The organism is uncultured Pseudoteredinibacter sp., from assembly GCF_947502065.1.
Lineage (GTDB): Bacteria > Pseudomonadota > Gammaproteobacteria > Pseudomonadales > Cellvibrionaceae > Pseudoteredinibacter.
Genome location: NZ_CANMYE010000012.1, coordinates 1 through 26,724 on the forward strand (window position 1 = coordinate 1; position 26,724 = coordinate 26,724).

At 46.1% G+C, this 26,724-nt stretch carries 12 protein-coding genes and 1 pseudogene; 6 read left to right on the forward strand and 7 right to left on the reverse strand.

Annotated features, from left to right (window positions below):
- Both Q1A41_RS18430 and Q1A41_RS18435 read right to left on the reverse strand, forming a co-directional pair.
- Window positions 1-3,765, reverse strand: a 3,765-nt coding sequence (locus Q1A41_RS18430) for a retention module-containing protein (RefSeq protein WP_299982089.1), incomplete at its 3' end; no start/stop codon positions are given.
- Between the two features lie 979 nt (window positions 3,766-4,744).
- Window positions 4,745-6,067, reverse strand: a complete 1,323-nt coding sequence (locus Q1A41_RS18435; protein ID WP_299982091.1) for a PAS domain-containing methyl-accepting chemotaxis protein — start codon at window positions 6,065-6,067, stop codon at window positions 4,745-4,747.
- A gap of 488 nt (window positions 6,068-6,555) precedes the next feature.
- Between Q1A41_RS18435 and Q1A41_RS20425 the strand changes: the two are divergent.
- From Q1A41_RS20425 to Q1A41_RS18455, 4 genes and pseudogenes are all read left to right on the forward strand, one after another.
- Window positions 6,556-7,557, forward strand: a pseudogene (locus Q1A41_RS20425) (nitrate- and nitrite sensing domain-containing protein); the annotation flags it as partial.
- Window positions 7,558-7,710: 153 nt separating this feature from the next.
- Window positions 7,711-8,415 (forward strand): methyl-accepting chemotaxis protein, encoded by a 705-nt coding sequence (locus tag Q1A41_RS18445; RefSeq protein WP_363322478.1) that lies wholly within the window; start codon window positions 7,711-7,713, stop codon window positions 8,413-8,415.
- 423 nt (window positions 8,416-8,838) lie between these two features.
- The gene (locus tag Q1A41_RS18450) at window positions 8,839-12,432 is read left to right on the forward strand and encodes an autotransporter domain-containing protein (protein WP_299982099.1); all 3,594 of its coding nucleotides are present in this window, start codon (window positions 8,839-8,841) and stop codon (window positions 12,430-12,432) included.
- A gap of 420 nt (window positions 12,433-12,852) precedes the next feature.
- Complete coding sequence (locus Q1A41_RS18455; protein ID WP_299982101.1) at window positions 12,853-17,310, forward strand: autotransporter domain-containing protein; 4,458 nt, start codon at window positions 12,853-12,855, stop codon at window positions 17,308-17,310.
- Window positions 17,311-17,369: 59 nt separating this feature from the next.
- Here Q1A41_RS18455 and Q1A41_RS18460 read toward each other — a convergent pair whose 3' ends face one another.
- Entirely contained in the window at window positions 17,370-18,380 is a 1,011-nt protein-coding gene (locus tag Q1A41_RS18460; RefSeq protein ID WP_299982104.1) for an aspartate carbamoyltransferase, read from the reverse strand.
- 336 nt (window positions 18,381-18,716) lie between these two features.
- Here Q1A41_RS18460 and Q1A41_RS18465 point away from each other — a divergent pair, with 336 nt between their 5' ends.
- Window positions 18,717-19,619: a DUF2971 domain-containing protein gene (locus Q1A41_RS18465; RefSeq protein ID WP_299982106.1), complete on the forward strand. Its 903-nt coding sequence runs from the start codon at window positions 18,717-18,719 to the stop codon at window positions 19,617-19,619.
- A gap of 9 nt (window positions 19,620-19,628) precedes the next feature.
- Here Q1A41_RS18465 and sbcB read toward each other — a convergent pair whose 3' ends face one another.
- The 3 genes from sbcB to Q1A41_RS18480 form a co-directional block, all read right to left on the reverse strand.
- Window positions 19,629-21,065 carry an exodeoxyribonuclease I gene (sbcB, locus tag Q1A41_RS18470; protein WP_299982109.1) on the reverse strand — a complete coding sequence of 479 codons (1,437 nt, stop codon included), beginning with the start codon at window positions 21,063-21,065 and terminating at the stop codon, window positions 19,629-19,631.
- A complete protein-coding gene (locus tag Q1A41_RS18475; RefSeq protein WP_299982111.1) occupies window positions 21,062-21,367 on the reverse strand; it encodes a 4a-hydroxytetrahydrobiopterin dehydratase in 306 nt (101 codons plus the stop codon). The genes sbcB and Q1A41_RS18475 overlap by 4 nt, the downstream gene beginning before the upstream one ends.
- Before the next feature lie 164 nt (window positions 21,368-21,531).
- Window positions 21,532-22,089, reverse strand: coding sequence for a cytochrome b (locus Q1A41_RS18480; RefSeq protein ID WP_299982113.1), 558 nt, complete (start codon window positions 22,087-22,089; stop codon window positions 21,532-21,534).
- Window positions 22,090-22,358: 269 nt separating this feature from the next.
- Here Q1A41_RS18480 and creD point away from each other — a divergent pair, with 269 nt between their 5' ends.
- Entirely contained in the window at window positions 22,359-23,720 is a 1,362-nt protein-coding gene (creD, locus tag Q1A41_RS18485) for a cell envelope integrity protein CreD (protein ID WP_299982116.1), read from the forward strand.
- Here the strand turns inward: creD and Q1A41_RS18490 are convergent.
- A complete protein-coding gene (locus tag Q1A41_RS18490) occupies window positions 23,717-26,188 on the reverse strand; it encodes an EAL domain-containing protein (RefSeq protein ID WP_299982118.1) in 2,472 nt (823 codons plus the stop codon). The genes creD and Q1A41_RS18490 overlap by 4 nt on opposite strands.
- Between the last annotated feature and the right edge of the window lie 536 nt (window positions 26,189-26,724).

Genomic DNA, 26,724 nt, shown 5'->3' on the forward strand with positions numbered 1-26,724 from the left:
TTCGTCACCGGTTGCACCAGCATTATTGTCATCAATGGTGACAGTTGGCGAGCCATCACTTGTGCCAGTAACAGTTACGATTACAGTGGTAGTCGAGAAACTTCCGTCGCTATCTTTTAAGGTGTAGCTAAATGTATCTGTCGCCGTAGCGCCTTCAGCCAATGCAGCGGCACCTGCGCCAGGAGTGTAAGTGTAAGAACCATCAGCTTGAAGGGTTAGCGAACCCAGCGAACCTGCAATAGCCGTATTAACACCGCCGGAGATATCACCCGCTTGTATGCCAGCAACTACACCGGTAATGGCGGCGGCATCAGCGCCATCTATATCGGCACCACCAACATCGGTGCGAACATTACCTGTTGCGTTTGTAACAGCATCAGTTGAATCTGCATCCGCATTAGCTACAGGCGCTGTGTCTGTAACCAAAATATCTAATACGCCTGAAGCCGTGCTACCTGCTAGGTCTTCAATGGTAACCGCAAAAGCATCGGTAATTTCTCCACCAGCGTGGTCTTTAGCCGTTCCGCTTGGGTCGTAATTGTAGGTCACTAAGCCGCTAGAAGGATCGTAATTGGTTATGGTCAACGTGCCTTCGCTACCAGCAACAGTTATGTTGCTAAGCGAGGCATTCGCTAAGGCCGTAGCGCTAACAAGCTGCCCAGCAATGGTGAAGTTTGCCAAACCATCTGGAGCACTGATAGTGAAAGTATTGGCGGTAATACTCGAGTTTTCAGCCACACTTTCATCACCAGTAGCTGCACCATTGTTGTCAGAAATAGTAACACTTGGGTCACCATCATCTACAGGGTTGATCGTTATTTGTAGCTGAGAATTAACTATCGCAGCCCCATCAGTAACTTGATAATCCACCGTGGGGCCTGCGCCGTTATAGTTTGGTGCAGGGCTAAATGTATAACTTCCGTCACTGTTTAAAGTGAAGTCACCAATAGCTACGCCAGCCTGAGTTACAGGAACTGTCGTACCCACTGCGTAGTTTGTACCCCCAATGCTAAACCCGCTAACTGTGGCGGGACTTGGCCCGTCCGGGTTGCTGCTATTATCTAAAACATTACCACTGATAGGAGTGTCTTCATTGGTAGTGACGTTTTCATCACCATCAGTTAAATCGTTTACCGCTCCCACACTTAAATTCAAAGTTGAGGTGACTGATGATGCACCATCACCCACTGTGTAGTTCACAGCCGGAACAGGACCCGCATAGTTGTTAGCAGGATTAAAGGTAAAGCTGCCATCACTATTAAGCGTAAGCTGCCCTACTGTTACCCCACCATCAACAATAGTAGCGGTATCACCGGCCACATAGTTTGTACCACCAACCGTAAAGCCCGTGACTTCAGTTGGCCCAGGGCCATCTGGGTTCGTGCTATTAGTAAGGACGTTATCTGATAGGGGCGTATCTTCAGGTGTAGAGAAAGTTTCGTCGCCATCACTTAAGTCATTCACCGCACCGACGGAGATCGATAAGGTAGAGGATACCGTATCCACCCCGTCCGTTACGGTGTAACTGACTACAGGAACAGGGCCGTTGTAGTTCAGCTCAGGGGTAAAGGTATAGGAGCCATCAATATCAATAAATAAACTACCAACGCCAGTTATCGTGGCGGTTTGGCCAGGGGTATAGTTGCTGCCATCAACTGTAAAGCTCACCAAATTCTCGGAAGGCCCGTCAGGGTTGACAACATTCGCCAAAATATTTCCAGTACCCACAGTGTCTTCAGGTACCGTCACAACTTCATTACCATCACTTAGAATATTGGGCGCAATTACAGTGATATTTAAAGAAGATGTGACTTCGTTAATACCATCACTGACGATGTATTGAACGGCCGGTACTGTACCGGCAAAACCGGAACTGGCGCCGAAGCTGTAGCTCCCGTCAGCGCCAATAGTGAACGAGCCCAAGCCAGCAACAGTAACCGACTCACCAGCTTGGTATTGCGTACCATTAAAGGTAAAGCTGGTCACTACCGCAGGTTCCGGGCCATCCGGATTATCTGTATTGGCTAAGACATTTCCTGATGTGGTTTCACCAGACAAGAGGGTTGCGGTTTCATCGCTATCGGCCAGAATATTGGCCGCATCTACATTGATGATCAGCGTCGCCACATCACTTGATCCATCCGCGTCTTGCATTGTGTAAGAGAATATATCCTCTCCAAACGCACCTGGATTGGCGGTGTATTGGTAACTGCCATCAGCATTTAAGACCAGGGTTCCCTTTTCAGAAACGATTGTTTGCCCCACTCCGGTATTGCTTTGTTCTGCGCTGTCGCCACTAACCACACCGACTACAACAGCGGCTCCAGCACCATCTGCACCCAGTTGATCAGCCACGCCATCAGTATTGTTTGCGTCACCCGCTGCCACATCTTGGGCTGTGATTACATTGCCTGTAGCTTGTAAGCTGACGTCGACAGCATCATTCTGGTCTTGTGCTATCGGGGCGTCATCAAGAATCCCAATATTTAAAGTGGAGCTAATATCGTCAGCTGCATTTCCATCATTATCACTGATCAATACAGAAAAGCTTTCTTGCACCGCTCCTTGACTATGGTCTGCGGCCTGATCAAGCTCGTAGCGGTAGTTAATGCTATTGGCATCTACCGATGTAATTATTAGTCGTCCAAACTGCCCCTGTACTTCAGATACTTGCAGTTCGCCATTGACGATAATATTGGCACCGCCAATTTGCACTGTGGCAACACCATCACCGGCGAAATATCGAATCTCACCTTCTGTGATATTTGAATTATCTCCTGCCGAGGTGCCATTGAGTAAACCGGCTTCGCTGACCGTATTTTGATCCACACCTGAACCATCAGGGCCCGGAGGAGCAATGTCTAAACTTGGGATTGCATCTATATTAATCGTGAGGCTCGCAGTGGATAGATCACCATCCGCATCACTTACCGTGTAGCTGAATACATCTTGACCTATGGACTCTCTAAAAGGAGTATATTGATAGGAGCCGTCAGCGTTTAAGATCAAGGTACCTTTATCAGAGCTAAAAGCTTGGCCTACATTGCTGCCATCGCTGACCACGACACCAGCAGTTACACTGACCCCAACAACAATCGAGGCAGCAAAACCGTTAAGGCCGCCATCATCAGCGTTGCCATCGTCCGTATTGCTGTCGCCATTTGCAGCATCAATACCCGTTACTACATTACCAGTGGCCACTCCAAGACTGGTCACCGAATCTACATCATCAGTAGCCTCTGGTTCAGAGTCGAAAGCCTCAGATTGATCGCTTGGGTCTGTGAACACACTATCTGGAGCATTAGTTTCAAAGCCCGCCAAGGGGATAGTTTCAGCGCCAGTTAATACAAAACGCACGCCGGCGCCCGCCGAACTACCAGTCCCTGAAGAGGTAGGGGCCGTACCCGCCGCCGTCGCGGGCAGTAGCTCCTCCAAGTTCAACCCTTCTTCTAGGGCCTGCTCTAGTCGGTCAAAGTTCACACCTTCATCGACAGCGTCTTCAACTTTGTTCTTCTTGATCAGATCCAGCAAACGCTGGTCGATATCAATCTCTTGCTCATGTCCCAGTACCAGAACGCCGCCAGCAAACTTCACCAATACCGCTGATTCAGGGCCAGTATGCAGAACCTGCCCTTTGGTGATGCTTTCACCTACAGAGACAATACGGCCATTTTGATCTACAGCCTTGCCCTTTACAGCAAAAACAATCCCCTTCTGATCACTTACTGGCAAGTTTTGAATATCTTTAGATGCAATATTAGTCACTGCAATTCCCTCTAAAACTGGTCGGCATTTTGCAACAACACGGCAATTTGGTAACAAAATGGCTTAACAATCATTTATTGCTATAGCAACCTTCATTTTATATTGAAAATGTGACCCACACCACAAAGTAGTAAGCCGTCCATCTGCCGAGTAGACCAAACGTGCGCTTGCATATAAACCTTAGTATTAGAAGATCCTCTAGCACTAAGTTTTATAGGAAACCCAATGAATATAAGCGGAGCACTGTCCCATTAAAGCAAAGACCACTAAGAAGTCGGAAAGAGGGCCACTAGGCCTCCCAAAGCATCGATTTAATGTCGCTGTTGACCCGTTTAGCCTAATCAAAGGCCCAATATCAACTCACGATGACAATCAGGGCCATAAAGTCCACCAAGAGCCCTGTGCCCATCGGAGTCTCCGCCAACTGCTGCGGGACTATTCTTAAGGGCATTCAGCTTGGAGTATCGCCATGTGCCAACAACGGGGCGACAAAACTTATACTTCGCAAAACAAAGAGCCGTACCTTTACATCGATATCGCGCTACCTTGATACGGATACTAGCGGCAAACAGTACAAACCAGTGCGCCACCCACAGAGGCTGCAAAGGGTTTTGTTAGATTTGCAAATACTGCTGCAAAGACTCTCGTTTTATTGAGCACTTGCCAAACATAACGGCGACCCCAGCGAAACCGATGCCCCTCACAATTGAAATACCGCAAGGTGAAAAGAAAACCCAAAAGGCATTGCTGTTATTAAGCCAAGCTATCAAACCATGCCGAATTATGCGCAGTGCGATAAGAAAGGTGCGCCAGATAGGTATTTGTAAATAGTAGAGAGTTACTTAGTAGAGAGTTGCTTAGAAGAGAATCGTGCAAGATAAACAAGAAATCTTTTTGCTCAAGTGAACCACAAAGGGAAAAATAAGAGAAAAGATTAATCACTCGAAGGCAGAGAACCTGCCTTCGAGATGAGCTGGAATTAACGCACAGCCTGCGAGTATGAATCTATCGCGCTTACCACTTCACTAGACGCGGTTTGAATCTTATCAATAACCTCACCTGTCTCTTGGGCCAACTCGACACCGTGCAATGCCTGCTCAAGGGTTTTACCCATGCTGGTCGATGCCGAAGAAGTATCTTCTTGGATAGAGTGAATCATTGTTGATATCTCAGAAGTAGATTGCGAGGTTCTCGCGGCCAACTGCCTTACTTCATCAGCCACCACGGCAAAGCCTCTGCCTTGCTCACCAGCTCGAGCCGCCTCAATAGCCGCGTTCAATGCCAACAAGTTGGTTTGATCCGCAATCTCCTGGATGGTGCTAATAATTGAGTTAATTTGTGTAGAGCGAGCGTTTAAGCTTTCGATATGTTCAGAGGATTGCTTCACCGAGCCAGCAATATTATTCATTTCTTGGGCAGCGTTTTCGATAACCGCGCCACCTTGCTTGGCGATATCTAAAGTTTCACCAGAGATTTTTCTGGCAATTGAAGCACTCTCTTCGGTTCGATGGGCCATTTCAGTCTGCTTGGTAATATCAGAAGCAAACTTCACCACACGAAACAAGCGCCCCTTAGTATCGTAAACAGGATTATAAGAAGCCTCTAGCCACAGCACGCGACCACTGGCATCGACACGCTTGAATTGCCCCGCGGCAAACTGACCATTATTTAGCTGCTGCCACATCTGTTTATATTCGTCACTGGCAACTAGCTCAGCGTCGCAGAACATACTGTGATGCTTTCCAACAATCTGCTCTTTGCTGTAGCCCACGGTACTTAGAAAGTTTTCATTACAATCAATGATAGTGCCATCAGGTTCAAATTCGATAATGGCAGAAGATCGGCTAAGAGCATCCACCTTTGCTTTAATAGATTGCTGCTCCATAACCCGGGCGGTAATATCGGCAGCGAATTTCACCACCCTTTCCACCTGGCCGTTATGGCCTCGAATAGGATTGTAAGTCGCCTCTAGCCAGACCACCTCGCCTTCCTTATTCACTCGATCAAAGCGCCCCGAAACCAGCTGGCCACTGCGAAGCTCTTCCCAAAACTGACGATACTCTTCACTCTGGGCGTAGTCTGGCGCGCAAAACATACGATGATGTTTACCCAAAACGTCACTAATCGAGTAGCCCGTTGTTTTTAAAAAATTATCGTTAGCCTTCAATACATTACCGGCAGGATCAAACTCGATCACTGCCATAGATTGATCCAGCATTCCCAGCACAGAATTGCAGGCCCGCAGCTCTTCCTTGAGCTGGCTATTTTCTCTTTCTAACTCTGCAGAACCAAATCCAAACATTGTTGAACACCCATATTATAAAAACGTGATATTAAGTTATCGCTTAAACCCACCATAACTTTAGGTTATCTGTGTAATTTTCACGCACTTCAATTGTGCATAGGCCACTAAAAGCGCACTCTTGAGCAATACTCCAGTACACATCAGACTCTACTGCGATTTTGAAATGCTTATATATTCACTCTAGCAGTTTCTGGGACAAGTACTTGCCGTTCGTCTAAGTTGCCCATTTTTTAGATATGACCACGTGGTTTAAAAAGAATGGCAAGCGCTGATCTAGGTCAAGCAACCTAAGCTAATATAGTTGTCTAAACAGCCGATAAACCTCCTAACAGGGTGTTTTTCAATTTGCCTCGGAGGGACCTATGCAGGCTTTTTTACGTTTTCCTATTATTCTCAAGCTCTTACTAATGGCTGTGCCACCGCTACTCTTAGCGCTGTATTTTATGGCGACAAGTATCACTGACAATCATAGCCGCGCAGTAAAAATGGAAGCCTATCTAAAACTCAGTCAAGTCTCCCTACATGCCAACGCATTGGTTCATGAATTACAAAAAGAGCGCGGAGCTTCCGCCATTTTTCTAAGCAGCGAAGGCGAGAGTTTTGCCAATGAACTTACCCAACAACGAGCTAATAGCGAGAAAAGCCTGCAAGCACTACGCCAAAGCTTATCTAATTACAAAGCCTACACACCGGTTCTTGAAAGTATATTAAAAGACCTTGATAGCTCACTGGCAGGGATAGATAAGCTACGCCAGGAAATCGATGCACTACAAATAAATGTGTCGACCGCAGTTGAGCGATACACGCAGAAGAATCGTAACCTACTGGCTATCACCTCATTTATTGTTAAGGACGCTGATGATAGCCAAGTATCTAAATCTGCTTCAGCTTATGTTTACTTGCTAAAAGCCAAGGAACTTGCCGGATTGGAAAGGGCCTTGATCAGTCGCGCCTTCTCCTAAGATTACGCCACAAACGACCTCAAGAATAAATATATCTCCTTAGCTGTATTACAAAGCAATTTTTTTGAGCTAGCTCAGCAATACGCGAGCAATAGCGACTCAGAAAGAATCAAGCAAGCACTTAGCAGTACCATAAGCATTCAAATTGAGCAGGTACGTAAAATAGCATGGAGTAAAAATAGCGAATTCTCAATAGCAGCAGGGGATTGGTTTTCCGATTCAAGCAAACGTATAAACTTGCTAAGGGAAATCGAACTATCACTAGAGTCTAGCTTTAATCGCTTAACAGAAACGAATGCCAAAAACGCCTGGAATACTTTTTGGAATTTAATCGCTCTATCAATAATCTCATCTTTGGCTTCAGTTTTTCTTAGTTGGTTTTTTCTTAAATTGATTACCAAGCAGCTTAACTCTATCAACAGTTCAATGAACACCCTAATCAGAGACTCTGATCTCAGCGTAAAAGCACAGGTTTATGCTAAAGACGAATTGGGCTCGTTAGCTGAGTCCTTCAACACCACGGTAGACCACATTCGAAACCTAGTTGAAGAAGTGAGGATCGCCGATCTCTCATTGAATAATGCAGTAGCCAGTTTAGACGGCGAGTCCAATAATGTTACTAAACAGGTTAACGAAGGAGTACGTCAAGCTGAAATGGCCTCTATGGCCATGAGTGAGATGGGTAATACGGTAAAAGAAGTTGCACTTAATTGTGCAAACGCGGCGGAGCAATCCAAAAGCGCGTCACAGCACGCCAAGCTTGGCAATCAATCGATTAATAATGTTCGCGAAGAAATGGAAAAACTCAGTCACGACTTAAGTACAACCAATACCATCATACAAAAGCTAGCAAAGGACAGTGAGGAAATAGGCAGTATATTAGATGTTATTGAGGGTATCTCAGAGCAAACAAATCTATTAGCTTTGAATGCTGCTATCGAAGCGGCTCGCGCTGGAGAGGCTGGGAGAGGGTTTTCCGTCGTCGCCGAAGAGGTGCGCTCACTTGCTCTCAAGACCCAACAATCAACCGGACAAATTCAAGAAAATATTGAGAAGATTCAAGCCGGCAGTCGCGGTTCAGCATCCGCAATTAGTGGCAGCATGCAAAGAGCCCAGAGCACTGACGTTAGCCTGCAAGAAACACTAGAGGGCATTGGCAATATCACTCAACAAATGGAGCAACTCAATAGGCTTAATTGCCAAGTTGCAACTGCAACAGAACAACAATCTAGCACTAGCACTGAAGTCGACCAGAATGTTCAATTTATTCGCAAGCAGTATTTGGCAACCAATGAAAGTGCGGAGCGAGTGCGCAAAGCAAGTGGCGATGTTAGTAAAGTGTCACAGCGCATTACAAATTGTGTAAATCGCTTTAAATTATAAACCCATCGAGGTTTCTTAAAACCCCGTTAAGCAACCACGAAATCCCGAATAGCTGCAAGACACTTAGCGCTAGCTATAGTATTTAAGGCACTCTTGAATTACCACAGCTAGCCTTTTGGCAAACAACTTACAGTTACACCTTAAAGCAAGCCCCCTTCAATCATGCCATTAAACGACGCCCAACGGCCGCCTTCACTCTCTTCGAGCATCAAAATTCACTACTCAACACCGTGGCAAGAAACTTTACGCGCCAAACTACTAAAACTAGTAGTGCCCGCCTGCCAGCTCAAAAGAGATAATTTAGACGCAACCGCAATGAGCTTGAAATAGAAGCAAGTATTTGGGTAACAATGTGTAATCGATACCCATCATTTTTCGAACTAAGGTAGCCAAATAAATAACGTCATTCGCCGGGAAAGGATTATGTGCCCTCTAACAAAGATACAAAAAGGACTCTATTTACTTACAGCCGTGATGGGCAGCAGCCTATTTTGCCATAGCGCCAGCGCCAGCCCATTTAGCGTTTCAGCCTCAACTAACGTATCGCAGCCAAGCAGCGTTATTGGTTCTACGCTTGGCCTAGACGTTAATATTGAGGATGTGACAGGCTCTACTCCCGCCGGTGGCAACATAACAGTTTCATTGGCTACCACCGGTGGCTCTGGAGTTAACTGGACGCCTGATAGTTCACCTTGTACCCCTACCGGAACCACCAACGAATTTACCTGCACAATGCCGATATCCACTACGGCGAGCTTTTCTTTTATTTCTCCAGAAATTACTTCAGCAGATAATTACACAACTACGGTTGCTCTTGGCTCTACGGATTGTATTGCAGGTTCAGGTACACCAGCGGCCGTATGCTCGCGTAACGTAAGCTTCGATATCTTCACACCAACATTGACTATCTCCCTTTCCGGTGGTGGTAACTCAGTGGCCGAAGGTGACTCCGGCAATACTACTGTGACGCTAGATTTTACTCTGGATACGCTTCCAGCTGGATCTACCATACTAGAGAGTACTTATGAAGTAGTTGCCACAAACACCGCTTTCGCCAGTAACCCGGTTGCATCACAAGGTGCTGACTACAACTTTCAAAGCACTCCACCGTTCTTTACTTGGAATTCCGGCAGCAGCTCACTAACTCAATCCGTGTCCATCGATATCATTGGCGATACTCTAGCTGAGGGAGACGAGTCTATTTATATTGTGGCAGGCGATATTGCAAATATCACCGGTGCCTTTACCCCAAGCCAACCTCGCTTTGAACTACAGATCATCGATGATGACAGTGGCCCTTCTTTTCCAGAGGTAAGCGTTATAGCAAACAATAGCATTGGAGAGGGTGACGGCCCATTAGTTGCCACTGTTAGTGTCGACCAAACACCGGGCAGCACCGCAAGTGTCGACTTAATCTCCGCTCCAGGTACTACGCCAGCGGCCAGTGGCGATGACTTTGAACAAAAAACCGTAACAATTCTTTTTGACGGCGTAAATACAAGCGATTACACGTTTATTAACTCAACTACAGTACAGCTAAACTTTGGCATAACAGATGATAGCGACGTGGAAGGTAACGAAAACTTCGATATCTTTCTTAGCCAAGCTTCAGACTTAACAATTAGCAGCACCGACGGCTTTCAAAATATTAGCATCATAGATAACGATGCTGTTGCAACACCGCCGCAAATTAATGCCAGCAGCCAAAGAAGCTTTGCAGAGAACTCAGGCCAAGCGAGTATTACCTTTACTCGTACAGGAAGTACCACAGGCGCCCTGAGTTTCGACTTTGCCACAATTGATGCCAGCCCAATTATAAAATCAGCGGCCACTAGCAGCGGCATTGCCACTGCCGGTGCAGACTATACCAGCACCAGCACCACTGTTAGCTGGGCAGCTGGAGAGGCAGGCAACAAAACGGTTAGTATTCCAATTATTAATGACAGCCTATTTGAAGGCGATGAAACCTTCCAAGCCCTAGCAAGTAATCTAACAGGCTCAGCAAGCTTTAATTTTGACCCGGCAATGGTGCTCACCATTGTAGAAGATGATGTCGAGCCTGGAGGCGAGTTTAATTTTAGCGCCGCAAGTTATGATGTAAATGAAGATGCCGGTTCAGCTACGATTACAGTACGCCGTACCGGGGGAAGCAACGGCGACGTCAGTGTTAACTACGCCACTAGCGACGACAGCGCCAGCGCTTCTAGTGACTATAGCTCCAGCGCTGGAACCTTAAACTGGGCAAGTGGCGATACCACTGATAAAACCTTTAGCGTTGCTATCAACACGGACATTTTGAATGAGCCCACCGAAAAAGTACTGCTGACATTGAGTAGCCCTGCTGGCTCGGCCACCCTAGGCAGTCAAGCAAATGCCGTGCTAAATATTCTGAATATCAACGAGCCAGGCGCCCCTGAAATCAGCAAGGAAGATATTAGTGTTACGGATTTTGATGGCGACGGCCTTGTAGAAGTTGTACTGGACGCCACAGGCAAAATTGTCAGCGATGACCCGATCAGTGATGTAAATTGGATTAAAGATGGCGATACCATCGCGACAGGCATGACAACCTCTGCCAAACTTCCTATTGGTACCCACCCATTGCGAGTTGTCGCTATTGATAGCAACGGCAAGATGGCAGCGGTGGACTTTATTGCCGAAGTTAAAGAGTTGGATCCAGAAACAACTCGCATGTTGAGCGACACTTCAGGCCTTAATACCGAACAAGGCACAGTGGCTGGTGCACTTGACGATCTTTGTCCGCGCTTATCTGAGCTTGGCCAGCAAAATGGTTTAACAACTGGGCAAAGCAATCTGCGTAATCGTTGTGAGCAGTTGCGTGATCCGGATCTTGATGATGCTGAAATTGTAGATGCATTGGATCAAATAGCAGGCGAAGAGGCAGAAGCCATCATTATCACAGCGGCACGCTTTACTAATATGCATCAAACCAACCTACGCAACCGCTTTACTCAACTACGTCGTGGCGGCAAGACATTGATTGATGTAAGTGGATTGAATATGCGCCTTGATGGCGGTAGCTTAAGCGGAAATATGTTTGCCGCCGTAGGGCGCAACTTAATTGGCGGTGGTGCTGCTAGTGGCGACGAAGCTGAGCCTGAAATTTATAGCGACTCGCGCCTAGGGCTATTCATGAACGGCAATATCTCGTATGGCGAACGAGACCCTACTAAAAACAACAGCGGCTTTAAGCTAGATATTGAGGGTATTACCGCAGGTATGGATTACCGCTTTACCGATAAGTTTATTGGCGGCATTGCAATCGGCTACTCAAGCAGTGATCTCGACTACGCTAACGATGGTGGTATTTTGGAAGGCAGCAGCACCTTCTATTCAGCGTATACCTCTTACTATAGCGATAATAATTACTATATCGATAGCAGCATCACCTATGCCGACTCCGATTTTGACGTCACCCGCCACATCAAGTATCGGGACATGTCTGGTTTGGTCGATTTACGTCGCGGGGGAAGCACCAACGGCGAACAGTTGCTGGCTACTTTGGATTTCGGCTGGGATTATAACAACGGCCCATGGACATTCGGCCCTAACGGTAGCTTCAGTTATAGCGACACCAGTATCGATGGCTATGCAGAGCAAGGCGACTCAGGCTTAGAGCTTCAGTATAGCGGGCAAGATAATGTTACCGGCACGCTGGGTTTAGGCTTTCATGGCTCTCGTGTTTTCTTGATGGACTGGGGGGTACTTATCGCAAATCTAAACGGCAATTACTATCGTGAGTTTAAAAACCAAAACGGTATTATTCGCGCGAGCTTCGTGCATGATCCATTCAGATTTGACAACACAAATCCTACTCAAGAAATGCTAATTGTTTCAGACATTCCAGATCGTAATTACTTTAGCCTTGGCCTTGGCCTAGCAGCACAGTTCAAATATGGCCTATCTGGATTTATTGATTATCAGTCATTACTTAAGGCTGATGATATAAAGTCTAGAGAGCTCGCCTTTGGCTTACGTTATGAAGCAAAATTTTAGCCCATAAAGGCCAAGTCAGCTCACACTAAAGTCATTAATTTAAACACTATAAGGGCCTCCTGTTATGGAGGCCCTTTTTATTTGTCCACGGCTAAACTTCAACCACAAACTGGCAAGAGTCAAAAAAACCAAAAGCTCATCACAAATTCCAAAAATATTTTTAATTGCTTAATCACCAAGAGACGCCTAGATACTAACGAGCCAAGCCATCCAAACAAAGCAAGAGATTTAAACGCCAACCTCCACCAAAACTAGTAGTGTTTGCCAAACTTAGGCGCAAGCATAATTCTCACCCTCTTTCTATTTTTCTTGGTAACAAAATGTAATCGTTAAAATCCGGTTTTGCTTTTAACGTTAAACATGAGAAAGGAATTTATCTCAAGCACAGCTATTAAATAATCCATGGACATGGGCTTTGAAATGAACACTTACATTCGTGCAGCTTTAGCTGCCAGCCTCGGGTACTTACAACTATTTTTGCTAATAGTAATTGGCTTTTCTAGCCAGCTTGTTTCTGCCCAAGAATTTCAGATAGGTAACGTTGCCGTAAATCCGCCGGGGCCATTTGAAGTTGGCGATACGGCAACATTTTCCTTAACCATCACCAATACCAGCACCTCTACTACTACTTTAAAAAAAACGAGTAGAAGCAGCTTAGCTAAAGGAAACTCTGCGAACAAAAGCAACGCCACCATAAGTAGCATCCCCATAAGCATCATTACCGATGGCCCACTTACTATGATTGATGATGCTTGGGATATCAGCAGCGTGAGCAGCAACATCTCGCCATCTACGGCTGACTGCAGTGAGCTTTCTTCAGGGTCAGAGTTTAGCTGCACGCAGCTTCTCACTGGCGAAGAAATTACGGTTAGTTTTGAAAGCATCACACTGGATGATGCAGGTGCTTACAATTTTAATGTGGGTTCCAGTTCCAGCGATTGCTCTGGCACATGCACCTTTTCAAGAAACTTTTCTGTCAACGCTCCAACACCTACTGCCAGCCTTAGCGTCGCCAATTCTGTAGCCGAAGACAATGGTCCACTGATAGTAACTGTAAGCCTCGATCACCCTGTGAGTGCTGGCTTGGCATCCGTAGATTTTAGCACCACTACCGGCAGCGCAGATGGTAGTGACTTTACTGAAACCAGCGGCACCATTGTATTTAGCTCAAGCGGTCTACCCTCTATGCTTGGCTCAGCAACCGCCACACCAATAAGCCCACAAGCCATTCAAATTGAAATCCCTATTAATGATGACGGATTAACTGAGGGGCGTGAAAACTTCCGTGTTGGACTTTCCGTATCATCGACTGACAACTTTAATCTACCTGTAGCTGCTGGTTCGACAAACGTATTTATTCGAATTATTGATGATGAAACACCTACAGCCACCTTAACAGCTCCCAGCTCAATTAATGAAGCCGGCGGCCCCCTATTGGCCAGGGTTAGCTTAAGCTTTCTTCCGGACTCTAGCGCTACTATTCATATTACCAATTTCCCTGGAAGTCCAAACCCTGTAAGCCTGGCAGACTATGAAAACAAACAAGTTTTTGTAGAATTTGATGATAACGGTCCTATCGACTCTCCAGACTACGACATAGTTAATTCAACAGCCGTTGATGTCATCTTTGGCATCACCAACGATAGCGAAGCCGAACCCAATGAAAACCTGGTGATCTTTATGGATGTCAGCGAGCAATCTTCCGGCATCAATGGCTCCGACACCTCGGCCAATGTTCTTATTATCGATGATGACAGCAGCGCCACCCCCATCGCATCATTAAATGTTGCCAGTAGTATCGGCGAAGCAGACGGCCCTTTAATGGCAACCGTTTCAATTAATGCCCTGCCAAGTGATGCAGCTGATTTAGTAATAAGCTCAGCCCCTGCCGTCAGCAGCCCAGCGAGCGGAGATGATTTTGAGCAAAAGTCCGTCATCGTGCAATTTAATTCAAGCGGCGCGGTGAGCAGTTCAGACTATCAAATTGTGAATAGCACCACCGTACGCGTTCCTTTTGATATTGTAGATGACAGCCTACAAGAACCTGAAGAAAGGCTAAATATTTCTTTTACCGATTCCAACAGCATTGATATAAGCACTAATAGCAACAGTCAAGATGTTAGCATTTTAGATAATGACGGCCCCCCTGTTGTTAGCGTAAGTGCGCTTAGCTCTGTTAACGAATCCGCAGGATCGATACTCGCCACAGTAGAAATTGATAAGATTCCAGATGATACCTCCAGCGTTGAAATAACTTCAGCAGCAGGAAGCAACCCTGCAGCCAGCAGCGATGACTTTGAAGAAAAAACCGTTATCATTAGTTTTAACAACTCCGGCCTTGTCGCCGGGACAGGTTACAGCATCTTAAGCCCTACCAGCGCTCAAGTTAGTTTCAATATCTTTGATGATACGGTAATCGAAGGTGGCGAGATTTTTGACATCTTTCTAGAATCAGAAGTTGGCCTACTACTCAGCAACAGTAATAGCTCACAAGCAGTAACCATTGTCGATAACGATGCCCCACCAGAGACCGCTGCTGCTCCTAGCATAAGCGCCAGCAGCCAAAGAAGTTTTAGCGAAGATTCGGGGAGAGCTTTGATCACTTTCAGTCGAAACGGTGATGATAGCGATGCCATCAGCTTTGATTTTGCAACAGTTGAAAGCCGAGCTCTCAAACGCTCACCGGCCATTAGCAGCGACGGCATGGCTATTGCCCCCGATGACTATACAAGCACGAGCACAACGGTGAGCTGGGCAGCGGGCGACAGCAGCAATAAATCCGTCAGCATTCCTATTATCGATGATAATTTGTTTGAAGGTGATGAAACCTTCCGCGCCAACGCAAGCAATTTAAGTAGCGGGGCTAGTTTTAATTTCGACCCAGCACTCGTGATCACCATTGTGGAGAATGATGCTGAGCCTGGCGGTGAGCTAAACTTCAGTGCCGCCAGCTATGAAGTCAGCGAAGATGGTGGTAGTGCGACTATTACCGTTACCCGCAGCGGTGGTAGTAACGGGGCGGTGAGTGTTAATTATAGCAGTAGCGATGATAGCGCTACTTCTGGGGAGGACTACAGTACAGCGGCGGGGAGTTTGAGCTGGGCCGCAGGCGACACTAGTAATAAAACATTCGATATCCCCGTTAACACAGACATCCTGAATGAAGATACTGAAAAAGTCCTATTAGAGCTTTCAAGCCCAAGCGGAACTGCAGCTTTAGGTAAGCTAGCAAACGCTGTCCTTAACATTACCAATGTCAGCGAAGCCGGAGCACCCGCAATAAGTAAAGACGATATCAGTGTCACTGACTTTGATGGCGACGGCTTAGTAGATGTTGTGCTTGATGCTACCGGTAAAATTGTGAGCGACAACCCAATCGATGATGTCACCTGGATTAAGGATGGGCAAAACATCGCTAACGGAATGGTCACCAGTGCAAAACTTCCTATCGGAACTCACCCACTACGGGTGATTGCTACCGATAACAATGGAAAACGTGCCGCAGTCGACTTTATTGCTGAAGTAAAAGAACTCAATCCTGACGCCACTCGAATGCTAGGAGATACCCCTGGTCTAAATAACGAACAGGGTACTGTTGCTGGCGCTCTAGATGATTTATGCCCGCGCCTATCCGAGCTTGGGCAACAAAACAGCTTAACGACTGGACAAGGGAATCTACGGCAACGCTGCGAGCAGCTAAGAGATCCAGATTTAAGCGACGAGGACATTGTCGACGCTCTAGATCAGATAGCTGGTGAAGAAGCCGAAGCGATAATTATAACTGCAGCTCGCTTTACCAATATGCATCACACCAATTTACGCAATCGTTTTACTCAGTTGCGACGCGGCGGCAAAGCGTTAATTGATGTTAGCGATATTCGATTAAAGTTCGATGGTGGCAGCCTTAATGGTCGTCAATTTGTTTCCTTAGGCCAAGATATTCTAGGCGGGGCAGCAAGTGGTGATGAAGAGACCGAACCTGAAATATTTGCCAATTCTCGTCTTGGCTTATTCGTAAACGGCAATATTTCATACGGTGAGCGTGACCCAACGAAAAACAACAGCGGTTTCAAGCTGGATATTGAAGGCATAACCGCAGGTATGGATTATCGCTTTAGTGATAGCTTTATTGGCGGTGTCGCAGTCGGCTACTCTAATAGTGATTTGGATTACGCCAACGACGGTGGAGTGCTAGAAGGAAGCAGTACTTTCTACTCGGCTTATACCTCTTATTACAATGCGGCAAATTACTATATCGATAGCAGCGTTACTTATGCCGATTCCGACTTCGATGTCTCTCGGCACATTAAATATCGAGACATGTCAGGCCTAGTAGATTTACGTCGTAGCGGAAATACCAATGGTGAACAGCTACTTGCCACCTTGGACTTTGGCTGGGACTACAACAGCGGACCCTGGACCTTCGGCCCTAACGGCAGCTTAAGCTATAGCGATACCAGTATCGATGGTTATGCGGAGCGAGGTGACTCTGGCTTGGAGCTGGAGTATAGCGGACAAGATAATATTACCAGCACCCTAGGGTTAGGCTTTCACGGTTCCCGGGTATTTTTAACCGATTGGGGCGTGTTAATTGCTAATGTCACCGGCACTTATTATCGCGAGTTTAAAAACCAAAATGGCATCATGCGAGCACGCTTTGTGCACGACCCATTTAAATTCGACGCCAACAATCCTACTCGTGACATGCTGATTATTTCGGACATCCCCGATAGAAATTACCTAAGCCTAGGTATTGGCTTAGCCGCGCAATTTAAATACGGCTTATCCGGGTTTATCGATTATCAGTCGCAGTTTATGACCGATGATGTGACATCGAGAGAGCTCGCCTTTGGCTTGCGCTATGAGGCTCGTTTTTGATGACCTGTAAGCACCATAAAAAAGGCGAGCAGTAGCTGGCCTTTTTTATGGTTAACGATCTAGCTTCGTCGATGAAACCAATTTACCGGCTTAGAATATTTATCTACCTGATCGGCTACATCCAACACCAAAGCAAATAGAGCCATACGTACCAGCACGCCATTATCAGCCTGCCTAAAGATGGCCAAGTTTGGATTTTGGTTCAGGTCATTATCCAACTCATTTGCGCTTTCACGCGAGTCTCGTGGCAGCGGGTGCATAATAACCGTGTTGGGTTTACAGAATTGGGTGTATACCGCTTGGTTTAATCGAAAGCGCCCACGATAAAGGTCGGCCTCTTCCTGACTAGAGAAACGCTCCTCTTGGATGCGTGTTGCATAGGCGATATCTTGATCACCTAAGCTAGCGGCCAAATCATCAGAGATAAGCACCGAATGCCCGGCTTCACGTAATTGCTCAATGATCGCCTCTGGCATCGCCAGCTCAGGAGGTGAAACCATAGTCAGCTGAACATTCTTATAAAGCATAAGTAGCTTACAAAGCGAATGCACTGTGCGGCCGTGCTTTAAATCGCCAATCATCGCGATACGCAAGCCATCGATACCCCGGTTATTAGTCGCCAACTCTTTCTTAATAGTATACAAATCCAGCAGAGCCTGACTTGGATGTTCATTTGGGCCATCGCCGCCGTTGATTACCGGCACCCGGCTGGCCGCAGCAAACTCGCCCACAGAGCCCGCCGCTGGGTGACGCATACAGATCACATCACTGTAGCCCGATAGCACCCGTGCCGTATCGTATAGCGACTCGCCCTTTGCGATGGCGGATGATTCAAAGCCTGTGGTTTCGCGTACCTCACCCCCAAGCAAGTTAAAGGCACAACCAAAACTTACTCTGGTACGAGTACTAGGCTCAAAGAACATATTCCCCAGAATAGCCCCCTCAAGTACCCGAGTTACCTTATGTCGTAATGCATAAGGCTCCATCTGGTCGGCCACGGAAAACACTCTTTCGATATCGGCTCTCTCAAATTGGCCGATAGATACGATATTGGCGCCTTTAAAATCCACAAAACCTCCTAAATTAGCCAAAAACGCCGCCCCACAGGAGATCTTTGCAACGTTGCGGGCAGCGAAAAAGAAACCGGCGTATTGTAGCTTGTTGTAGCCACCTTCAACAGCATCCTATGGAATTGGCCGCTTTCGCAGCCCAATCGTGAGGCTTTCATTACTCAAGAGTCTAATGTTTTCGCTAAAGGCTGGTTTTATATGACCGATATACCCTACACAGCTTTAATTTTTAAGAATCGTGACCTACAGTTATAGAGTAAAACAGCCTGTAGGCTGGGCCGAAAAGGGAATGCCCCCATCTAGATGGCCCGTGCAGTATCGTTGAAAGGAACCAAAGTGGCTTTAAACCAAGAAAACCTCATCAAATTTTGCAGTGCTGGCTGCGCTGGGAGAGTTCTGAACAATCAGGAGTTGCGCTGGAGCGCGCCCGGCCTGTTTGATGACATTTTTGAGCTTTCATCAAGCTCTCAGCTCACCTTTACCCATGGTGAACTGCTAAAAGCCACTATTCAGATGGCCTCGTCAATGATTTTTGCCAAAGACGATCCGAAGGGTGTGTCACCGCTCGCTAAAGCTATTCGTCGCTGGCGCGATGAAGAGCGATTTGATACCCCCGAAGAAGCTGAAGAGGTGCTCAGTGAGCTACTGGTGCAAATGGTCGATCAACGCTACAACGAGATCCAAACCATTATCCAAGATTGGCGCGAATATTCCCGCTCAGTACGGATTTGTAGCTTCAGCGCCAAAGCAGAAAATATGAGCGCCTGGGAGCACTATGGCGCAGCTCACACTGGTGCCGCACTGAAATTCCGCGGCAGCGACCACGACGACAGTGATTTCAACTACCCCGAAAAGGTTAACTACAAAGGCATTTGCCCTGAAATCACCACGCTCAAGCAACAGCTCAATACCATCGTGACCGCCAACGCCGAAGATCACAAAGATGAATTTAGAAGTAAGCTTTTACAAAAAGCTCCGCACCAAAAAGATATCGCTGAGTGGCGCTGCTTTCGCTATCAAGAGACCGAAAAAGACAGCGACCCTAAAACATGGTTTGAAGATATTCACTTTGAGACTGAAGATCTTGCAGCGGTTTATTTTGGTGCCTTTATGGATGAGAAAGCTAAAGATGTCCTAATGCGTCTTTTGCAAAAACGCTATCGCCGGACCAAAATATTTCAGGCGAAGATCGTCACTGGCAAATTTGAACTAGAATTTGAGCGTATTATGACCGTTTAAGGTCCACCACTATGCTAGCAAGCCATCACCGTAGGCTTCTAGCTCATCCAGTAGGGCGGCCTGCTTTTCACTAAGATCCGCCTGCTCTCGCCACCATGCAATTCTTTCGAAAAAATCCTCTAAGGTGATGGAAGCGCCAGCCTCCGCTTCCGTTAGGCGAGAAAAACGAAAAGCCTCCCACTCTTCGGCTTCTTCAGCCGTTAAGCTACTTGGAAAATGTCTGGCCTTGTAGCGAAACAAGAGAGCTTGCAAGCGTTGGTCTTGAAACTCAATACGGCTATCGGCCAGCTGGTTTGCGTCTGCCCTACGCACCTGCTCCATGACGGCTTTATCGCCATCAGCAAAAAAACCATCGTAAAGCATTCGCTCTGGATCTGTCTGCGGAGTAAACTCATTATGGGAATACACGCTTTGCAAGGTTGCCAGCAACCCTCCTTGCAAAATAGCTTTATTAATTTTGCTCCAATTTTGCCGACATTGGGCTAAATTAATCTGCAACCGCTCTTCTTCGGGTTCTTTCACCATCGCCGCCGTCACTAACATTGGGCTTTTATTTAAGTGAACCAGTTTAAGGGCAATACGCTCTGTACCTTCGGGCAATTCTGAACTTGCGGTGTATAAACGTTGAATGATTTCATCCACAGGCAAACTCAATAGAGGCTCAGGGTCAATCATAAGGTCATAACATATTACGGCATTTTTGTTTTTTGGATGCATGGCAACTGGCATCACGAGTGCCGAGCAGTATCGCTCCGACGGAAACATAGAGGAAATATGCAATAATGGTTTACGGCTTTGTAAATCAATCAGCTCCATAGCCTTACGCTTATCGCGCAAACTGTAGGCGTAGCTATACAAAGCAGGCTGTTTCTCTTTCAATAACTTCGCCAAGGCAATAGTGGCATAGACATCGCTCAGTGCATCATGCGCAGCCTCGTGGGCAAGACCGTTGGCTGCCGATAAATGCTCCAGTTTAAAGCTCGGCTTGCCATCTTCATGTTGCGGCCACTCAATGCCTTGCGGGCGCAAAGCGCAGCACAGGCGCACGACATCAATTAAATCCCACCGCGAATTACCGTTTTTCCATTCACGCTCATAAGGGTCGTGGAAATTTCGATAGAAACCATAGCGACTCACCTCATCATCAAAGCGAATGCTGTTATAACCCACACCGCAAGTTCCTGGAGCGGCCAGCTCTCCTGCAATAGCTGCCATAAATTCGGGCTCAGACAAGCCCTCAGCCAGTGCTTTTTGCGGGCTAATCCCAGTAATCAAACAGGCATCTGGCTTTGGCAAGGTATCGCTACTTGGCTTGCAATACACCATTAGAGGCTCACCAATGATATTTAGCTCTTCATCCGTCCTAATGCCAGCAAATTGGCTGGGCTTATCTAGGCTTGGCACCTCACCCCAGGTCTCATAATCATGCCAATATAGTGTACTCAAGTGCTGCTCCTTTCATTTAAAGCTGCAAATAGCTGATCACTGTATTTTGCCATGACTAGATCGTTAAAGTGCAAACCTTTTACAAAGTGAGTGTGCCAACGTATTTCGACCAGGCTGTATGTAAAGCGTATGTCTGGGTGATGATCACACAGCTCGGCCGCCACGGCTAAATATTGCACAAATGCCAAGCCGCTCAAATAGTCACTTGGCCTATAGCTACGGATAATTTCCAGATTATCTACTACACGCCAAGCATGACTCGATAGCTCTAGCTCGCTAAAAAGATCACCTACCTCTTTCACGCTAAGCGCCTTGGAACTTTTGCTATAAGACTTTAACTGGGGCAGTGGAAGCTCGGGGAAGGGAGAGTAAAAGTTGGTATCAAGAGACATGGGTATAAGCTCACTGTTCAGGCTAGCCCATGCATAAAGGCCCAGCACTATGCCAGGCCTATCAAAGTCAGTACTTAGATTGACTTACCCAACATGCGGCGCAAAGTGCCGTCTTTGTCGATCACATGGTGCTTAACGGCTCCGATAACATGCAAGGCGATCGCTACAATTAAGATATCGCCGCCCCAGCCGTGCAAGCTGTGGGCAAGGCCTGCCAAGGACTCATTGATCGGTGCAATTTTAGTAGGGTCGATAGCATCAAAGTTTTTACCAAATAGCTCTAGGCCAAAGACATAAACACCACGACCGCCCATAGCAGACATTAACACACCTGAAATAGGCATTAATAGCGTACCAACAATCAATAAATAGTGGGTAATTCTAGACAGTACATTCTCGATCGCGGTGTATTGGCTAGCTGGCTCTGGCCAGCCATTTCGCATACGGTTAATAACGCGAGGTAAAACCACCAATAGAATAAGAACACCTAAGGATTTGTGAATCGGATACAGAGAGTAAACCTCGTTCTCTTCCATGTAGACCCCAACGGCCAACAAACCAATCATCATCAGGCCAACTACCCAATGCAAGGCGACTGTCATTTTGCTTAGTTTTTGTGCGGTATCAGACATAGCTACTTCTCTTATCAAGGGTCTTATCTAAGGCTTTTATTCATGTGCGTTAAAACGCTATTTTTAAGGGGGGCATTATATGGCAAGAATGTGAAGCAAGTGTGTATTAGGCCTTATTTGACCTTATAAGAACACCAGACTATCGCATTCAAAGCCACAATCTGAGCTTCACTATTGCCATATTTGATCATATTTGAGCCGCAGGCTAGTCATTATTTACGTTTAAGTTAAACAGAACCATAAAACCAAGCCATTGCTCAGGTCAAACCATGTTCAGATCACCCAGTTTTAAACTTTTACTCTTGCTCTTCCTTTTTCTGTTGCTCGTCATCCCCATCACTATGGTGCAACACAAAACCGAAGATAGATCCCGCAGCCAAAGTCAGGCGCAGTTCTCGGTAGCGCAACATTGGACCGGCAAACAGTGGCTCGGCAGCCCTGTAATAGCCATCCCATACCAAACTAAAGCCATCGTCCAAAACAACGGTTATAGCGCGGCCTCTCGTCAATTGTGGGCTTTCGTGCCGGCTAAAGAGGCATCCCTTAATGCTGAGCTATCTGTAGAGAAGCGCAAGAAAGGTATTTATGAGATTCCAGTGTATCGCAGCCGCTTCCAAATACAGGGGTATTTTCAAACAGAAGACATCGCTAGCGCCATGGAAAAGCTTGCGGCTGACCCATCAGTGGACCATATAGGCCAAGCTATTTTGAGCTTGAGCTTTGCCGACATGCGAGGCCTAGAGCAACAAAGTCTCGACATTAATGGCCAAACCCAAAGCTTTGAAGTTGGCAGCAAACTCAAAAATTTATCGCAAGGTTTGCACCATCAAATGGCCAATCTAATTGATACCGAAAAAAGCAAAAAAATAGATTTTGCAGTCAGTTTGCAGCTTAAGGGCATGAGCGAGATTTACTATCTCCCTTTAGCGCAAAGCAATACCTTTTCGCTGCAAGCAAATTGGCCTCACCCTAAATTCATGGGCGCTCAACTTCCGCTTGATTATAAAATTGAAGCCAACTCCTTTTCAGCCAACTGGCATAGCAATCACTTTGCTCTGGACAACTTAGGCTATATTGAGAGCTGTTTAAAACAAAACAACTGTGCTGTGCTCGAAAGGAAGAACCGATTGCTTTTAGGGGTAGACTTTATAAATCCTGTTGATATTTATCTTAAAACCGAACGCGCTATAAAATATGCATTTTTGCTCATCGGCTTAAGCTTTATGGTGTTCTATATTATTGAACATATTAAAGGTTTATCAATGCACCCGATCCAATATGCTTTCGTCGGCCTAGCCATTGCTATTTTTTACTTACTTCTATTAGCCCTGGCCGAACATATCGGCTTTGCCTTTGCGTATCTACTGTCTACCGTGGCCTGTTCCGCATTGCTCTATGGCTACTTGAAAAGGGTTCTTAAAAATCAAGCCCTAACACTGTCCTTCTCGGCCGGCATTGTCAGTTTATGGGCCTTACTGTATATAATTATTCAAGCAGAAGACTTTGCCTTACTGATGGGTAGTATTTTAGTATTCGCTTTATTATCAGCCTTGATGCTAGGCACAAGAAATATTGATTGGTACAGCTTAGGCCAAACAAATAAATCACCAAGCGACGACAAACCGAACTAAGCAATACAAGCAGATAAAATAGAGCCATCGAAGCGCCAAGGGCTTTGTAAATATTTTTGCAAGGCCTTTGGCTTAGACAGGAAATAACCCTGCAGATGCTCGCAGCCAAGATCTTTTAGCAGTAAATACTGGCCATGGGTTTCCACACCCTCAGCGACCACCTCGACATTAAGACCCTTGGCCATTGAAATAATGGCCTCCACAATGGCTAAATCCTCTTGATTTTCCGGCAGCTCGGAAATAAAACTTCGATCGATTTTTAACACATCAATGGGCAATTTACTGAGATAACTAAGCGACGAATAGCCTGTACCGAAATCGTCAATCGCGAATCTTGCACCCATTTTCTTGAGAGCCTTAAGAACCGGAAGACTGGCCTCAACATCATCCATCACTACGCTTTCTGTTACCTCAAACTCAAAACAAGACGGGTCTACATCGTAGTAGTTGAGAATCACCGCTATATCATTCAATAGGTGCTTGTCGTGCAACTGTCGCGCTGAAAGATTCACAGCGACAGATATTTCAGCATCATTGTGCCTTTTCCAACTAGCAACAAACTCTGCAGCCATTGCCAAAACCTGGCGCCCCAGGTCTAGAATCTGACCTGACTCCTCGGCAAGAGGAATAAACTCATCGGGAGGGATTAAACCTTTCTTAGGGTGCGGCCAGCGCACCAATGCTTCTACATAATAGAGCTCTGGATTCTGTAGATTAAGCTTGGGCTGAACCATTAAACTCAAATCCCTTTGCTGTAAGGCTTTGGCAAGATCCGATGTTATCTGTAGCTTTTGCCTTAATAATCTACCAACGCTATCGCTGTAGTGTTCAAAACCATTTTTGCCATTTGCTTTAGCCTCATACATTGCCTGATCTGCTTTTTTAATAAGCTCCAGAGGCTCCCGGCCATCTTTCGGACAACAAGCAATACCAACACTGGCACTAATTCCCACACTAAACTCTGAAAACTCCTTTCTCAGCTGAAGACGACGGATAATCTTACGTGCCAGGGCTTCCACCTCTTCGACATCAGAAAAATCACAAACGACAGCAAACTCATCTCCACCAAGGCGTGATATCACAGCCCTATCCGGCACACAGTTACGCAACTGTTCAGCCACCTCAGACAAGAGCTCATCACCCGCACTATGCCCTTGGCTATCATTAATTTGCTTAAAACCATCTAAATCAATGTATAAAACATACAAACTAGACCCATTCGCAAAGTCTGCATTTGCTTTAGCCGTCAACTCACGCAGCAATAAGGTTCGGTTTGGCAGGCGAGTTAACTGATCATAATGTGCTAAAAACTCAAGTTGAGCTTCATTCATTTTAATTTTAGAGATATCCGTGACCGTAATGATCACACCATCATTATCACCCTGCGTATTTTTTATAAGAGCGACTGATGCCACAACAGGCACATTGGGAGCATTCTTAACAAGCAGTTCAGTTTCCCCTCGCCAACTGCCTTCCTTAAGCACCTTCTCTTGCAGTTTACGAAGCAGCTCCGCTCTTGCGTACTGTGGAGCCAAAGTCATAATGTGCTGCCCCAACATCTGCCCGGCAGTGCTCTCGCAAAGCTCCTCGACCTTTGGATTTACAGATATGATATTAAAATCAGAATCAGTGGCGACAATGCCATCATTAGCGCTTTCAAAAATGGTTTGGGATAACTGCAGCTGACGGGTTCGCTCGAACTCTTGTGTTATATCCTGAGCGGTTCCCAACATACGTACAACTTCACCATCTGCGTTTAGAAATGCTTCACCATTCTGCCGAATATGGCATATAGCGCCATCAGCCTTTGTGACTCGGTGCTCAAACACAAATGTAGAACCTTGTCGGCCTCCCTCAATCAAGCTCTCTTTGAAGCTTTGAACATCTTCGGGTAATACAAGGTCATATACCGTTTGAATGCCCAGTATTTCAAAATCAGTAGGCAGGCCAAGAATAGAATATATTTCCTCTGACCAGGTAACTCGATCCTCAGGTAGATTCCAATCCCAGGTTCCGATTTTTGCAATGGCCTGGGATCGCCGTAAGCGCTCTTCGTTTTCCCGCAATAATTTTTGCTGGTCGGCTTCATGAGCTAATTTTGTTTCCCGGCAGCGCAGAACCGCTGACACACAAGCTTGGCCATGCCAGTTTAACGGCGCCAATTCGATATCAATAGCAACCTTACTGCCATCTTTTGCTAAAGCAAAAAGCTCCGCAGCATTTCCCATCGGGCGACGGACAGGTTTTTTAACATATTCCTCGCGGTGACGCTTATGCACTTCTCGTAATTTAAATGGCAACAAGACCTCAACCGGCTGCCCTTGCAACTCATCTTTGCTGTAACCCAATAACTCTTGAATGGATTTGTTACACCAAAGGATCTCACCCTGATGATTACAAACAATTAAGCTATCAGGAATAGCATCCAATAATGAAGAATCCGCACAGGTGAGTGACTCAAACGACACGGGCAACTCCCAAGCAAGGAAAACTGATTCGTAACAAACAAAAGAAGGCAAAACCCACAATTGAAGAGGGGGTAAATTTCAGGTCTCGACGAGCGCCTGCGGGGATTATTTCGTAACAACTCATATACGAATGCTTCGGCCAGAATTACGCTGACTTTATAGTAGAGCTAATTTAGCCAGCATTGCATTAGCCCTTATTAATTTAGGGTTATATTAATCCCTGCTCCGCGTCTGAATCAAGCAAATTAATTAGAACTTTATCCTTTAACTTGGTGTTTCGCGAGGCGAAAAGAGCTTGATACTTAAAGCCCCATTGATTGTCCTTTTTGATTACAAAGAGCTTCCAAACGCAACTGCTTAAGCAACCACATGCCACTGGTCACTGAACCCATAAAAGCGAGCTGTTATTGCTAGTTAAGAAAGCCTCAACAGACTTTCCATCAGCAAAGCTACAAATCACTCCTATACTCAAAAATGAACGCTGATTTTTACGTGTTAGCAAGCCTGACTTGCTCTAAGTATTACTAAGGGAATTT